The following is a 13,576-nucleotide window of genomic DNA, read 5'->3' on the forward strand; positions in this document are numbered from 1 at the left end:
GCTTCCCGGCCCTTTTCTTTTGTGTGGGTAGTCTCGTTTGTGCAGGCAGGGCGGTGTCCGGCAATCGAAACGGGCAGAGGGTTGCCCCTTTCCGCCGTCGTTACCCCTTGCTGCGCGTCAGCACCCCTTGAAGCCCTGCGCGATCACGTACCATTCGGAACTGCCCTTGCGGCTGGCGGGGGGCTTCGCGTGCTTCACGCTGGTGAAGTTCTTTTTCAGGATATTGAGCAGCGCGGTGTCCGTCCCACCCGCGAAGACCTTGGCCACGAAAGCGCCGCCGGGCGCCAGCGTGGTGATGGCGAAGTCCACCGCCGTTTCCACAAGCCCCATCGTGCGCAGGTGATCGGTCTGCTTGTGACCCACGGTGTTCGCCGCCATGTCGGACAGGACAAGGTCGGGCGGCCCGTCCAGCGCGCCTTCCAGCGCGGCGGGGGCTTCATCGTCCATGAAGTCCATCTCGAAGATCGTCACGCCTTCGATCGGTTCGGTGGGCAGAAGGTCTATCCCCACGATCCTGGCCTGCGGCGCGCGCTGGCGCACGACCTGGCTCCATCCGCCGGGCGCGATGCCAAGGTCCACCACGCGCTTCGCACCTTTCAGCAGGCCGAAGCGTTCATCCAGTTCGGCCAGCTTGTAGGCGGCGCGGCTGCGATAGCCTTCGGCCTTCGCCTGCTTCACGTAAGGGTCTGCCAACTGGCGCGAAAGCCAGCGCGCGGAAGAGGCGGTGCGCTTCTTCGCGGTCTTCAGCCGCTCCCCCGGATTGCGTCCCGACCGGCTCATGCGCGTTCCTGTCCCTGTCTGGTTCTGGCCTGCCCCGTATCGGCCGGTTCGGGGGGCGGTTGTCTTGATTTGCGCAGGGCGGCCAGACTGCGTTCGGCATCCCCTTCTGCCGCCATCAGGCTGCGCAGGATGCCTTCGCGAATGCCCCGGTCGGCAATGCCCAGCCGCGCGGCGGGCCAGAGATCCAGTATCGTTTCAAGGATCGCGCAGCCCGCCACCACCAGGTCGGCACGCTCACGGCCGATGCAGGGCAGTCCGGTTCGCTCTGCCGGAGACAGTGTGGCAAGCCGCGCGCTGATTTCGCGCATTGATGCGGATGGCACGATCAGGCCGTCCACAGCGCGCCGGTCGTATTGCGGCAGGCCCAGGTGGACGCTTGCCAGCGTGGTTACCGTTCCGCTGGTTCCCAGCAGGCGGATGTTGTCCTGGTCCACGCCGCGTGCACGCAGGGGCGCGATCCTCCCTTCGAAAGCTTCGAAGCTATCGCGCACGCAGCGGCGCATCCGTTCGTATGCAGTGGCGCGCGCATCGGGCGAATCGGCAATCGGCCCGATGCTTTCGGTCAGCGAAACGACGCCCCAGGGCACGCTTTGCCAGTCAAGGATGCGGGGCACGGTTTCACTGCTGTCGACCAGAACCAGTTCGGTCGATCCGCCGCCTATGTCGAAGATCATCGCCGGGCCTTCGCCGGTTTCCAGCAGGATGTGGCAGCCCAGCACGGCCAGCCGGGCTTCTTCCTGTGCGGTGATGATGTCCAGCCGAATTCCCGTTTCGCGGTGAACCCGCTGGATGAAGGCATCGCCGTTGGCGGCCCGGCGGCAGGCTTCCGTCGCCACCGATCGGGCCAGGTGCACCCCGCGCTTGCGCAGCTTGTCGGCACAGACGCGCAGCGCACCCAGCGCGCGGTCCATTGCCGCGTCAGACAGGCGCCCGGTATGCGCCAGTCCTTCGCCCAGCCGGACCACGCGGCTGAATGCGTCGATCACCACGAAGTGTTCGCCCGATGGGCGCGCGATCAGCAGGCGGCAGTTGTTCGTGCCAAGGTCGATCGCGGCATAGGCCTGTCGGCCGCGATGCGCGGGTATGTGCCGCGGCTTCTGGCCCGAAGCGCCGGTTTTCGCCGGAATGTCGATCTTCGTGGGGCCGCCCCCTTTTGCGGGGATCGTATTTTCCGGCGCAGGGGCGCGGCCGGCCGGGGCCGTCCTGTTCCTGTTCTGTCCGGCGCCGGTTCCACGGGGTGCATCGCGCTTTCCGGAAGACTTTGCCTTGCGGGGCCGATCCTTGGTCCCTGCCATATCCGGATGCGCTTGCCCGCCCCTCGCCGGCGGTTCGTTGTCCGCCATGTCATGCAATCGCTTATCTTTTCCCGGCCGCGCCATCCGCGCCGGTGACTTGCCGACATGCTAGCGAGGCATTGCAGCGGCGGCAAGGCGCAGCCTGTTGCGTACAAGAGGTAGGCGGAGGAATCGATTGCGCGGGCTTGCTTGACTCGGACCGGCATGGGCCATAAAGGGCGCCCCTCGTTGCCCCGTCGTCTAATGGCAAGACTACGGACTCTGACTCCGTCAATCGAGGTTCGAATCCTCGCGGGGCATCCAGTTTCTCGCGCCTCACCATGATCCGGGAATCCACTCCCCAGCCAGGGCATAGCCGGTCAGCGAAGCGCTGTCTGCCATTGACCTTTGCGCATATTGCGTGGAAACCGCCGCGCTTCCTGCCGCGTTGATCGTATGACCGGAAGGTGTAACCGCCTTCCGGTATTCTGCGCCGAAATCAATGGACAATGGCGCATCCACGGGCAAAGACAGAACAACAGGCAACGAGAAAAGAATGACCGAAAAGGAACTCCTCAACCGCAAGTTCTACAAGGCCGAACAGGAAGCCGGCTTCGACGAATCCCACGCCAAGACGACGCCGCAGACACAAAGCGCGTCATACAAGCTGGCCTTCCGCGATACCGAGTTCCTGCTGCGCGAAGAACTGCGCCCCGTTCGCTTCCAGCTTGAACTGCTAAAGCCGGAAATGCTGCTGGACGAGGCGGGCATCGGCTCCACGCTCGTCGTTTATGGGTCCGCCCGCATCCCCGCGCCCGAAGACGTGGACGCCGCGCTGGCAAGCGCGACCACGCCCGAACGCAAGGCGCAGGTGGAACGCCTGGCCGCCAAGGCGAAATACTATGCCGAAGCGCGCAAGCTGGGGAAGATCGCCAGCGAATGCGCGGTGGTGGAAAAGGGCATGCGCCAGTTCGTGATCTGCTCGGGCGGGGGGCCTTCGATCATGGAGGCTGCGAACCGTGGCGCCGCTGACGCGGGGGCCGAATCGGTTGGCCTCAATATCGTTCTTCCGCACGAACAGGCGCCGAATACCTTCGTGACGCCGCGCCTTTCTTTCCAGTTCCACTATTTCGCGCTCAGGAAAATGCACTTCCTGCTGCGCGCCCGCGCGGTGGCTGTGTTCCCCGGCGGCTTTGGCACGCTCGACGAATTCCTTGAGCTGCTGACGCTGATCCAGACGGGCAAGATGCAGCCGATCCCGATTCTTCTGTTCGGCAAGGAATACTGGAGCCGCGTGATCGATTTCGGGTTCATGGCCGACGAAGGGGTTATCAACCACAAGGATCTAGAGCTGTTCCATTGGGTCGAGACGGCGGACGAGGCCTGGAAGATCGTCACCGATTTCTACGACGTGGATTGCGACTGACGCGACTGCGGAGCGCGAATCAGGCGCTCCACTTCGCGGCGAAGTCCGCCGCGCACCGGCCGTCCGCATCCAAGGCGGCAAGCGTATCGTAGAACGGCACGCGGCCCATCGCGTGCCCCAGCGGGCCGTTGCCCCGGCCAATCTTCGGCGCATGGGCAATTGCCTGCTGCACGAAGGCGATGCCCTGTTCAACCGCCAGGTCCACGGGCAGTCCTTCGCCCAGCCCGGTGGCAATCGCGCTTGCCAGCGTGCAGCCGGTGCCGTGGGTGTGGACGGTATCGATACGCGGAGAGCGGAAGGTCCGGTTGCCGCAGGGGGTGTGGAGCACGTCCGCAATCTCGTCCCCGTCGGCGTGGCCGCCTTTCACCAGCAGGTTCGCGCACTTCGGGCGCACCGCGTCCAGCCCGCCCAGCGCGGCGAGCTCCGGCAGGTTCGGCGTCGTTAGCGTGGCCAGCGCCATCAGCCGCTCGAAGGCGGCAACCGTCGCCCCGTCTGCCAGTGCGCTGCCGCTGGTGGAAACCATCACCGGGTCGAACACCACCGGCACGCCGATGTCCGTCAGCCGGTCGGCGACGGCTTCGGCAATCGCGGCCGAGCCGAGCATGCCGATCTTCACGGCGTCCACGCCGATGTCCGAAACGCAGGCATCGACTTGTGCGACAACCATTTCGGGTGACAGCGCTTCAACCGCGGTGACGCCCAGCGTGTTCTGAGCGGTGATCGCGGTAATGGCCGTCATAGCATGGCCGCCCAGCATGGTGACGGTCTTGATATCCGCCTGGATGCCCGCGCCGCCGCCCGAATCCGATCCGGCGATCACAAGGATGCGAGGTATGGCCATGTCAGCCCCCGTACTTGCGCGTGGTGGATGCCGGATGGCGTTCCAGCAGCGCCTTGCTGCGTGTGGGCCGGTCCATCAGCTCGCCGCCGCAGTTGGGGCAGCGGTCGTCCAGCGCCTCCGCGCATTCGGCGCAGAACGTGCATTCGAACGAACAGATAAACGCGCCTGGCGCCTGCGCGGGCAGGTCCGTTCCGCAGCGTTCGCAATCGGGCCGCATTTCAAGCATTTTTGTTTTCCGGCAGTCTGGAGAAGCGTCTCATGCGCTATAGCTTGGCCTGCCGGGGCGGCACCAGCCCGCCCTGCGGACGTGATGCCAAACCGGAAATGCCGGCGGAAATATCACGCCGCCTTGCGCACCGCTTCGCAGATCGATTCCACCACGCGGTGCACCTGCCCCTCGTCGTCGCCTTCGGCCATCACGCGGATCACCGGTTCGGTGCCGGAGGGGCGGATGACAAGGCGACCCTTGCCTGACAGGTCGGCTTCGGCATCGGCTATCGCCTGCTTCACCTTGGCATCGTCCAGCGGCTTTCCGCCCGAAAAGCGCACGTTCTTCAAAAGCTGGGGCACCGGGTCGAACTGGTGCAGCAATTCGCTGGCCGGCTTGCCCGAGGTGACAAGCGCGGCCAGCACCTGAAGTGCGGCGATCGTGCCGTCGCCCGTGGTCGCATGATCGGCCAGGATCATGTGGCCCGACTGCTCGCCCCCCACGTTGAAGCCGCCCGCGCGCATCTTTTCCAGAACGTAACGGTCGCCCACTGCCGTCCGGACAAGATCGAGGCCCTGGCCGCCCAGAAACCGTTCGAGCCCCAGGTTCGACATCACCGTTGCCACCACGCCGCCGCCGCGCAAGGTGCCGCGCGCGGCCAGCTGGCTGCCGATCAGCGCCATGATCTGGTCGCCATCGACCGTCTTGCCCTTTTCATCGACCACGATCAGCCGGTCGGCATCGCCATCCAGCGCGATGCCGATATCGGCGCGCACTTCGCTCACCTTGGCCTTGATCGCGTCAAGATGGGTGGAGCCGACGCCCGCGTTGATGTTCTTGCCGTCGGGCTCTACGCCGATTGCGATAACGTCCGCGCCCAGTTCCCAGAAGGCCGACGGCGTGACGTGATAGGCCGCGCCGTTCGCGCAATCGACCACGATGCGCAGCCCGTCCAGCCGCACCGCATCGGGCAGCGATGCCTTCACCGCGTGGATATAGCGTCCGCGCGCGTCCTCTATCCGGCGGGCGCGTCCCACTTCGCCCGCGTCGGCAAGCTCAAGCTCGCGGCCCAGCATCGCCTCGATCGCCAGCTCCGCCTCGTCCGAAAGCTTGAACCCGTCGGGGCCGAACAACTTGATGCCGTTGTCCTCGAACGGATTGTGGCTGGCAGAGATCATCACTCCAAGGTCCGCGCGCATGGACCGGGTCAGCATCGCCACGGCGGGCGTGGGCATCGGGCCAAGCAGCACAACGTCCATCCCCACGCTGGTGAAGCCCGCCGTCATGGCGTTTTCCATCATGTAACCGGAAAGGCGCGTGTCCTTGCCGATCACCACGCGGTGGCGGTGGTCTCCCCGCTGGAAATAGGCGCCGGCCGCCTGGCCTACCTTCATCGCCGTCGCCGCGGTAATCACGCCGGCATTGGTGCGCCCGCGGATTCCGTCCGTGCCGAAGAACTTACGCGTCATTGTGCTCCTTCAGGGCCGTTCCTGCGCGTGAAATACCGTTCCGCATCGCCCGCGCTCCGTTGCCCACTCGCCATTGCCCAGTCGCCATTGCTATGCCGACCTATACGACTAATGTCACCGGGACATGAACCGACCGGTTACAGATCCGCAACCCTCAGGCTTGCCGCAAATTGCCCATGTCCCGGCCGCGCTGACATTTGCCGCGCTGGCCGGCGGGCTGGCGACAGGCCTTGTTCTCACCTTCGCCGCGCCTTCCGCCTTGCCGCCGGTTCTGGCCGTTGCCGGGCCGGTGGGCTCGCTTTGGCTCAGGGCCTTGCAGGCGACCATCGTGCCGCTGGTGGCCGCGCTGCTTTTTACCGGTGTGGTGCAGACGGTCGCCCTTGCCAGTGCGGGGGCCATGGCGCGGCGCAGCCTTGGCCTGTTCCTTGCGGTGCTCGCCTTCAGCGCCACGGTGCCGATGTTCGTCACGCCCGCGCTGCTGGCCGCCTTGCCGATCCCCGGAAGCGCGGGCGCGGCGCTGGGAAATGCCGCCGCGGCGACGCCCGGAGCAACGCAAATGCCGGGCATGGCGCAGTACCTTGAATCGATCGTGCCGACGAACGTGATTAGCGCGGCGGCGAATGACCGGATGCTGCCGCTGATCCTGTTCGTATCGGTTTTCGCGCTGGCGACGACGCGGCTGGTGGGCCGCCAGCGCGAACATCTCGTCACGTTCTTCCATGCGGTCGCTTCGGCCATGCTGGTCATCATCGGCTGGGTGCTGGCAGCCGCGCCGGTCGGCGTTTTCGCGTTGAGCCTTACGGTTGCCGCGCACAGCGGCGCGGCGGCGATCGGGGCGCTCGCGCACTATGTGGGGATCGTGGTTCTGACGGGCAGCGTCGTGCTGATCGGGGGCTATATCCTCGCCGCAGCCGTGGCGCGTCGCGGCCCTGCCGTTTTCGCAAGGGCGATGGTTCCGGTCCAGGTCTTCGCGCTTTCCACGCAGTCCTCGCTCGCATCGCTGCCGGTGATGCTCGATGCCTGCCACGAGATGCGCGTGCGCGAAAGCACGGGCGAATTCGTCATGCCGCTGGCCGTCGCGCTGTTCCGCGCGACCAGTCCGGCGATGAACCTTGCGGTCGTGATCTATGTGGCGAACTGGTACAACGTGCCGCTTTCGCCCGCGTTGATGGCTTCGGGCTGGATCGTGGCGATCCTGGTGTCGCTGAGTTCGGTCAGCCTGCCCGGCGCGCTCAGCTATGTCGCGTCGGTCGGGCCTATCGCGATCGCGATGGGGGTGCCGGTGGCGCCGCTGGCTATCCTTGTCGCGGTGGAGATGCTGCCCGATCTGATGCGCACCGTCGGCAACGTGACGATGGACGTCGCGGTTACAGCCTCGGTCGATCGCCTGACGCACGGACCGACCGAGGGCGGGGCGGGCAAGATCGCGGGAAATGGAGGCGATTGAAACGCAATTGCAGGCACTTTGCCCTTGCCCTGACATGAACGGACCCTATTTCCGGAACGCGCCCGGCGCGCCATGCGTTCGGACGAAGGAACCCTCAACGCAAGATAAATTGGAAAGAGAGCCATGGCGATCACCCTGATGCCCCTCCCTTACGCAGAGGATGCCCTGTCCCCCGCGATTTCGGCGACCACGCTGCAGACGCACCACGGCAAGCACCACAAGGCCTATGTCGACAAGACCAACGCGGCCGTCGACGGCACCGACCTTGCCGGCAAGAGCCTGGAAGAGGTGATTGCCGCTGCCGAAGCCAAGGGTGACAAGGGCCTGTTCAACAATTCGGCCCAGACGTGGAACCACGGTTTCTACTGGAAGAGCCTTTCGCCGTCGGCGCAGGCACCGTCCAGTGACCTTGCCGCCGCGATCGACGCCTCGTTCGGCTCGCTGGACAAGCTCAAGGACGAGCTGAAGGCGCAGGGCGCCGGCCACTTCGCCTCGGGCTGGGTCTGGCTGACCGCGAAGGACGGCAAGCTGGCGGTCGAGCAGACGCACGACGCGGCAAGCTTCACCTCGCTTTCGGGCACGCCGCTGCTGGTCATCGACCTGTGGGAGCATGCCTATTACCTCGACCACAAGAATGTCCGTCCGGACTACCTTGCGGCCGTGGTGGACGGACACCTCGCCTGGGATTTCGCGGCCGAGAACCTGGCGCGCGGCAAGGCGTGGGCCTATCCGGCCTGATCGCGACCCGGCCTGACACCGGTCCGATACAATATCGGGCCGGATGCAGCCGGATCGGAAATTCAGATCATGAAGCGGCGGGGGCCTTCGCGGTCTCCGCCGTTTCGTTTGGTGCGCCCCGCCCGTCTTCGCGGGACGGGTCGCCGTGCGGCGGATCGAACAGAAGCGAATCCGTTCCCGGCTCGAACAGTGGCTCTCCGAACAGGAAGCCCACGATGTTGGGCCGCCCCAGGTGTTCGAACAGCGCGGCGATGACCAGCAGGATCGGCATCGAAAGCAGGGCGCCGACAACCCCCCATATCCATGAGAAATAGCTGATCCCGATCAAAATGATGACGGGGTTGATGGTGAACCGCGCGCCCAGGATCGAAGGCGTGACAAGGTTGGATTCGATCGCGTGCAGCCCCAGGAAGGCCAGCATGGGCAGAAGGCCCAGCAGCACCGAATCCGCCGTGCCCAGGCCAACCACGCCCAGCAGGCCCATCATCGTCAGCGGGCCGATATAGGGCAGGAAGTTCAGCACGAAGGCAAGGCCGCCCCACATGATCGGCGCGCGCATTCCGAAGGCCCATGCACCCGCCGCAACGATGATCCCGACGCCCAGGTTCACTTGCGCGACCGTCAGGATATAGGACGCCACGCGGTCCTGCACGTCGCGCATCACGCGCGCCATGCGCAGCGAAACGCCAAAGCTGTGCCGTTCCAGCAGCAGGCGCCGCTTCATCCTTATGCGCGCCTCTATCATGAAGAACGCCATCAGCAGCGTCAGCAGCACTTCCAGCACCACCGAAGGGGTGGCGAGCGCAAGCTGTTCGATGACCGATGGCGAGGCGAGAACGACCTCGCGGCTGGAATGGCCGGCAAGGCGCGAAATCTGGCGGTTGATTTCGGACAGCCAGTGGAAACTGCCCTGCAACTGTTCGAACCGCTCGCTGGTGGCGCGGACCATTGCCGGAACCTGGTCCACCATCACATAGGCGGGCTGCAGGATCAGCCCCAGCGCCATGATGACCAGCGCCAGCATCGTGATGATCGCCACGAACGACGCGACGAGGTTGGGCAGGCCGATCCGCACCAGCCGGTCCGCCAGCGGAGACAGCACGATGGTCAGGATCATGGCCGTCACCGGTGGCAGGAATACGACCGATCCGGTCGAAAGAACGAAGGGAAGGGCCAGGAAAAGCCCCAGGCCAAGCAGCAGCACCAGCGTGGAATTGAGGCGGGTGGCCGGATCCATCGCCACAACAGGTTCCGGCAAGCCGGAATCCGCGTCGGAAGTGGCGGGTCCGGTGGGCGACTGGTCGTTCATCTGCAGGTGCTCGAATGGCTGCGATCCGCACTGTGCGCATCACGGTTCGCCAAGGGCGACACAATACCTTGCGGTGCGCGGGTCTGGCAAGGCGCTGCGATCATTGCACCGTCAGCGGAACGTCAGTCACCCCTCGCCGGTGTCGGAATGGACCGCGCCGTCCAGCTCTTCCATGATCGCATCGTGGGCCACCGCGTCGCCGGTCGAGCGGCGGGGGATGGCGCCTTCGTCCAGCATGGACGACAGCGCGGCCCGCGCCCGGCCGACGCGGCTCTTGATCGTGCCCACCGCGCAATCGCAGATATTGGCCGCTTCCTCGTAACTGAAGCCGCCCGCGCCCACCAACAGCAACGCTTCGCGCCGTTCCGGCGGAAGGGTCAGCAACGCGCGATGCATGTCCGACAGGTGCAGCGGATCTTCCTGTCCCGGCGGCGCCGTCAGGATGCGTTCGGCCACCGTCTCGTCATAGTCGGCGCGGAAGCGGTTGCGCCGCATGTCGGTAAGATAGGCATTGCGCAGGATAACGAATGTCCACGCGCGCATGCTGGTGCCGGGTTCGAACCGCGCGCGCGCGGCCCAGGCCTTCATCAGCGTTTCCTGCACAAGGTCGTCCGCCATGTCGGGACGCCCGCAAAGGCCGCGCGCAAAGGCGCGCAGGTGCGGTATGACCCCGGTAAGTTCGCGCTTGAATTCCGCCGTCGCCGGCGGCGCGCCGCCGTCAGTCATGGGCGTCCTTGTCGAGCTGTTCGATAAGTTTGGCGAAGTTGTCGGGAAGCGGTTCCTCGACAACGGAATCGTAAAGCCGTCGCAAACCCTGCGCCCACTCCGGGGCTTTGGCCCGATCGGGCTTTTCGCATTGATCCATCTTGACCTTCCTGGACTTCTTTTCCGCCATCGCCTGTTTCTGGCCCCCCATCGAGACAGTCGTACTTCCGGACAGTCGAACCCTGGACACGTTGTACCACTCAGCCGACCGGGATAGCGGGGCTGGAGAAGCCGGACCGCCATCAATCCGGGCAAGTGCCCGAATTGTCTGCGCGGCCCGGTTTGCATAGTGGAACGAAACTGGCCAAGCGTTGTTCCCACAAGTGCACGCATAGGTGCTCTTGTGGTAAAATTGCAACTGCTGGTGCTGTTCGGGCCTGAAGCGGGGGATGATCGAACGTGAAAGGCGTCGATGTGGAAGGGGCATTCGCCCCGCGGTACCGCGCCCCCCGTTGGTATGAACGTTTTCCGCGCGGGCTGCCGGTCGGCATATTCCTCCTGACCATGGCCGTTACCGGTATCAGCGTTTCCGCGATCGAGCGCGCGGAATCGCAGCGCGAACGCGCCCAGCTTTCCCAAACCGCACAAACGATTGCGTCCGGGCTGGAGCGCCGCGCAAACGCCAGCGCCGCATACCTGCGGTCGGGCGCCGCGTTGTTCGCAACGCAGCAGGTGGTGCCGGCGCCACTGTTCCGCACGTTCATTTCCGAATTGCGGCTGGGCGGCAACTTCCTTGGCGCCGACGGCATAGGCTGGGCGATGAAGGTGGACCGCAAGGACATCGCAACGGTGGAACAGGCGATGCGGCGCCAGGGCGGCGGCGATTTCCACATCTCGCCGCTTCCCGCTGGGAACGACGATTATGCGGTCCCGGTGATGTATCTGCAGCCCGATACCGCCCGGAACCGCCGCGCGATCGGCTATAACATGTTTTCCGAGCCTGCCCGCCGCGCCGCGATGATCAAGGCGGCGAGTTCGGGCCGGCCCACGGCCAGCGGCAAGGTTGTTCTGTTGCAGGAAGGCCAGGGCAGGGCGCCCGGGTTCCTGATCTACATGCCGGTCTATTCAACAAGCGGAAGCGATCGGGCGCGTAAGCTGCGCGGTTACGTCTATAGTCCGTTCAACGCGCGGACATTCGTGGAATCGGCCATAGATACGACACGTCTGGGCGCTGTCGGCGTGCGCCTGTACGATGGCGATCCGTCGCCGGATAACCTGCTGGCCGAATTTCCGGTAAGCGACCCTTCCGATCGTATCGCCACCCGGCGCATCCGGCTTGCGAATGATGAATGGACGCTTGAGGTGCAGGCCCAGGGGTCGCCGGTGCTGGGCATGATGTCGGTCGTGACGCTGCTGTTCGGCCTGCTTGTGGCCACGTTGCTGATGGTGCTTTCGCGCCTTGCGACACGGCAGGCCGCCGAAGACCGGCTGGCGCTCGCCTGGTTCGAGCAGCAATCGTCGATCCGCAATTCGCTGACCCGCGAACTGAACCACCGGGTGAAGAACACGCTGGCCAACGTGCTTTCGATCATCACCCTTACCAAGCGCCGGGCCACCGACCTGGACAGCTTTGCGGACAGCCTTGAAGGCCGCATTCGCGCGCTGTCCGCCACGCATGACCTCCTCACCCAGTCGGGCTGGGGTTCCACCCCGGTCGAAGCCGTGATCCGGGCCGAGATGGCGCCCTATGCGCAGGATATAGACCGGCATCTTGTGCTGAACGGCCCTGAAGTGGAACTGGCCCCCAACGATGCCTTGTCGCTGGGCCTTGCGATCCACGAGCTGGCGACCAACGCCGCCAAGTATGGCGCGTTGAGCGTGGAAGGCGGCAGCGTTGCGGTAAACTGGGAACTGGTGACCGGAGACCTGGCGCGGATTGAATGGATAGAGCGCGGCGGGCCGCCGATCGATCCGGCCGTCCAGCGCAAGCGCGGCTTCGGAACCGACCTGATCGAAAAGATCGTCGCCCACGAACTGCGCAACCCGGTGGATCTGCGCTTCACGCCTGAAGGCGTGCGATGCAGCTTGTTCATCCCGGTGCGGGTGCGCCAGGCCGCCTTCGCGCTTCGCGAAAAGCGCGAAGAGGGCTGAAAGGACGAGGGTCTGGCCGGCGGCCTTGTTCGGGCGCGGCTGAGCCGGCCCGGTTCGCCCGTCAGTCCAGCGGCCGGCTCGAACCGAAGAACAGCGCCTGGCTGATCGCGGTGCGCACGGTCGCTTCCTGGAACGGCTTGGTTACCAGATAGGTCGGTTCCGGGCGGTCGCCGGTCAGCAGCCGTTCGGGATAGGCGGTGATGAAGATCACCGGCACGCTTTCGATCGCCAGGATATCGTCGACCGCGTCGACGCCAGAGCTGCCGTCGGCCAACTGGATGTCCGCCAGCACCAGTCCCGGCGTTTTCTCTGCCACGATATCGCGCGCCTGCGTTCGCGTGGCGGCCATTCCGCAAACGTCGTGCCCCAGTGTGCGCACAAGGTCTTCCAGTTGCATGGAGATCAGCGGTTCGTCCTCGATGATCAGTACCGACGTTGCCGATTCGCGATCGATTTCGGAAACCGCGTCGGAAACCAGGTGCTCAACCTCTTCCTGGCTGCAATCCATGATCCTGGCGGTATCCGCGATAGAGAAATCTTCCAGCGTGGTCAGCAAAAGAGCCTGCCGGTTGCGCGGCGTGATACGGCCGAGGCGTTCCTGCGCGGCGGCTTCCAGCGATCCTTCGCCTTCGCCAGTGGACAGCACGCTGTCGACATTGGCGCTGGACCACACGCGGTTGAACGCGCGGTAGAGTTCGGCCCGGCCTTCGCCGATGTCGGCGCGCAGCGCATCGTCGGCGAGCGCGGCCTCCAGCGTGGCACGGACATAGGCGTCACCCGCGGCCTGCGACCCCGTCAGGGCACGCGCATAGCGGCGGAGAAACGGAAGTTCATTTGCGATCTTTGTCCCAAGCGACATCGATACCCCTTCCCGGTCTGTCGATGGTTACGCGAACGCAGCCAGACCGGACTTGTTCCCGGACAACCGGATTTGTTCGGCAAGGCACATGATGTGGCAACCGCAGCGCGCGCGTTCAATCCGGATTGCAAATCTGGCCGGATCGGCAAATCGGACTGGCCCGCTCGAAAAAATTTTTTCTGTCACGGGAACGCAACTTCACATTGTTCATTATGGCCTTGTCACCGGCCGAGACCCCCCCTCCCGTCCAAGCGGCTGGTGATACGATCCCGAAAGGCCCCCGCCGGCGACAGGTGGGGGCCTTTTTTCTTTTCTTTTCCCATTTCGTGATCGGCCTGGCTTGAAATAAAAGCCTTGAATCAGCCGCTT

Annotated in this window: 13 protein-coding genes and 1 tRNA gene; 5 read left to right on the forward strand and 9 right to left on the reverse strand. The window is 65.0% G+C overall.

From position 1 onward, the window contains the following. Positions 1 to 117: 117 nt before the first annotated feature. Entirely contained in the window at positions 118 to 780 is a 663-nt protein-coding gene (locus RXV95_RS02250) for an RlmE family RNA methyltransferase (protein WP_338467403.1), read from the reverse strand. Continuing rightward, positions 777 to 2,075, reverse strand: coding sequence for a Ppx/GppA phosphatase family protein (locus tag RXV95_RS02255; RefSeq protein WP_338467404.1), 1,299 nt, complete (start codon positions 2,073 to 2,075; stop codon positions 777 to 779). Before RXV95_RS02255 ends, RXV95_RS02250 begins: the two co-directional genes overlap by 4 nt. 229 nt (positions 2,076 to 2,304) lie before the next feature. Between RXV95_RS02255 and RXV95_RS02260 the strand changes: the two genes are divergently transcribed. Beyond that, a tRNA-Gln gene (locus RXV95_RS02260) sits at positions 2,305 to 2,378 on the forward strand. 232 nt (positions 2,379 to 2,610) lie between these two features. After that, a complete protein-coding gene (locus RXV95_RS02265; protein WP_338467405.1) occupies positions 2,611 to 3,480 on the forward strand; it encodes an LOG family protein in 870 nt (289 codons plus the stop codon). Positions 3,481 to 3,499: 19 nt separating this feature from the next. Here the strand turns inward: RXV95_RS02265 and thiD are convergent, their stop codons facing one another. From thiD to glmM, 3 genes are all read right to left on the reverse strand, one after another. After that, positions 3,500 to 4,321, reverse strand: coding sequence for a bifunctional hydroxymethylpyrimidine kinase/phosphomethylpyrimidine kinase (gene thiD, locus RXV95_RS02270; protein ID WP_338467406.1), 822 nt, complete (start codon positions 4,319 to 4,321; stop codon positions 3,500 to 3,502). A 1-nt stretch (position 4,322) separates the two neighbouring features. Then, positions 4,323 to 4,547: a DUF1272 domain-containing protein gene (locus tag RXV95_RS02275; protein ID WP_338467407.1), complete on the reverse strand. Its 225-nt coding sequence runs from the start codon at positions 4,545 to 4,547 to the stop codon at positions 4,323 to 4,325. Positions 4,548 to 4,660: 113 nt separating this feature from the next. Next, entirely contained in the window at positions 4,661 to 5,998 is a 1,338-nt protein-coding gene (gene glmM, locus RXV95_RS02280) for a phosphoglucosamine mutase (protein WP_338467408.1), read from the reverse strand. Positions 5,999 to 6,122: 124 nt separating this feature from the next. Here glmM and RXV95_RS02285 point away from each other — a divergent pair, with 124 nt between their 5' ends. Both RXV95_RS02285 and RXV95_RS02290 read left to right on the forward strand, forming a co-directional pair. Continuing rightward, entirely contained in the window at positions 6,123 to 7,445 is a 1,323-nt protein-coding gene (locus RXV95_RS02285) for a dicarboxylate/amino acid:cation symporter (RefSeq protein WP_338467409.1), read from the forward strand. 123 nt (positions 7,446 to 7,568) lie between these two features. Then, entirely contained in the window at positions 7,569 to 8,183 is a 615-nt protein-coding gene (locus RXV95_RS02290; RefSeq protein WP_338467410.1) for a superoxide dismutase, read from the forward strand. A gap of 67 nt (positions 8,184 to 8,250) precedes the next feature. On the opposite strand, the gene RXV95_RS02295 is transcribed toward RXV95_RS02290, so the two are convergent. The 3 genes from RXV95_RS02295 to RXV95_RS02305 form a co-directional block, all read right to left on the reverse strand. Then, positions 8,251 to 9,492, reverse strand: a complete 1,242-nt coding sequence (locus tag RXV95_RS02295; RefSeq protein ID WP_338467411.1) for an AI-2E family transporter — start codon at positions 9,490 to 9,492, stop codon at positions 8,251 to 8,253. 126 nt (positions 9,493 to 9,618) lie between these two features. Next, on the reverse strand, positions 9,619 to 10,218 hold the full coding sequence (locus RXV95_RS02300; protein ID WP_338467412.1) for a sigma-70 family RNA polymerase sigma factor: 600 nt from the start codon (positions 10,216 to 10,218) through the stop codon (positions 9,619 to 9,621). Further along, the gene (locus RXV95_RS02305) at positions 10,211 to 10,408 is read right to left on the reverse strand and encodes a NepR family anti-sigma factor (RefSeq protein ID WP_338467413.1); all 198 of its coding nucleotides are present in this window, start codon (positions 10,406 to 10,408) and stop codon (positions 10,211 to 10,213) included. Before RXV95_RS02305 ends, RXV95_RS02300 begins: the two co-directional genes overlap by 8 nt. A gap of 248 nt (positions 10,409 to 10,656) precedes the next feature. On the opposite strand from RXV95_RS02305, the gene RXV95_RS02310 reads away from it, so the two are divergent. Continuing rightward, positions 10,657 to 12,348 carry a CHASE domain-containing protein gene (locus RXV95_RS02310; protein WP_338467414.1) on the forward strand — a complete coding sequence of 564 codons (1,692 nt, stop codon included), beginning with the start codon at positions 10,657 to 10,659 and terminating at the stop codon, positions 12,346 to 12,348. 61 nt (positions 12,349 to 12,409) lie between these two features. Here RXV95_RS02310 and RXV95_RS02315 read toward each other — a convergent pair whose 3' ends face one another. Beyond that, on the reverse strand, positions 12,410 to 13,207 hold the full coding sequence (locus RXV95_RS02315; RefSeq protein ID WP_338467415.1) for a response regulator: 798 nt from the start codon (positions 13,205 to 13,207) through the stop codon (positions 12,410 to 12,412). Positions 13,208 to 13,576: the final 369 nt, after the last annotated feature.

The sequence above is a fragment of the Novosphingobium sp. ZN18A2 genome (assembly GCF_036784765.1).
Taxonomy (GTDB): Bacteria; Pseudomonadota; Alphaproteobacteria; order Sphingomonadales; family Sphingomonadaceae; genus Novosphingobium.

Bases quoted from the DNA above. Each gene is read 5' to 3' on its own strand.
- RXV95_RS02255 (WP_338467404.1), bottom strand. From the start codon at position 2,075: ATGGCAGGGACCAAGGATCGGCCCCGCAAGGCAAAGTCTTCCGGAAAG.
- RXV95_RS02290 (WP_338467410.1), top strand. From the start codon at position 7,569: ATGGCGATCACCCTGATGCCCCTCCCTTACGCAGAGGATGCCCTGTCC.
- RXV95_RS02275 (WP_338467407.1), bottom strand. From the start codon at position 4,547: ATGCTTGAAATGCGGCCCGATTGCGAACGCTGCGGAACGGACCTGCCC.
- RXV95_RS02300 (WP_338467412.1), bottom strand. From the start codon at position 10,218: ATGACTGACGGCGGCGCGCCGCCGGCGACGGCGGAATTCAAGCGCGAA.
- RXV95_RS02305 (WP_338467413.1), bottom strand. From the start codon at position 10,408: ATGGGGGGCCAGAAACAGGCGATGGCGGAAAAGAAGTCCAGGAAGGTC.
- RXV95_RS02250 (WP_338467403.1), bottom strand. From the start codon at position 780: ATGAGCCGGTCGGGACGCAATCCGGGGGAGCGGCTGAAGACCGCGAAG.
- RXV95_RS02295 (WP_338467411.1), bottom strand. From the start codon at position 9,492: ATGAACGACCAGTCGCCCACCGGACCCGCCACTTCCGACGCGGATTCC.
- RXV95_RS02285 (WP_338467409.1), top strand. From the start codon at position 6,123: ATGAACCGACCGGTTACAGATCCGCAACCCTCAGGCTTGCCGCAAATT.
- thiD (WP_338467406.1), bottom strand. From the start codon at position 4,321: ATGGCCATACCTCGCATCCTTGTGATCGCCGGATCGGATTCGGGCGGC.
- RXV95_RS02315 (WP_338467415.1), bottom strand. From the start codon at position 13,207: ATGTCGCTTGGGACAAAGATCGCAAATGAACTTCCGTTTCTCCGCCGC.
- glmM (WP_338467408.1), bottom strand. From the start codon at position 5,998: ATGACGCGTAAGTTCTTCGGCACGGACGGAATCCGCGGGCGCACCAAT.
- RXV95_RS02265 (WP_338467405.1), top strand. From the start codon at position 2,611: ATGACCGAAAAGGAACTCCTCAACCGCAAGTTCTACAAGGCCGAACAG.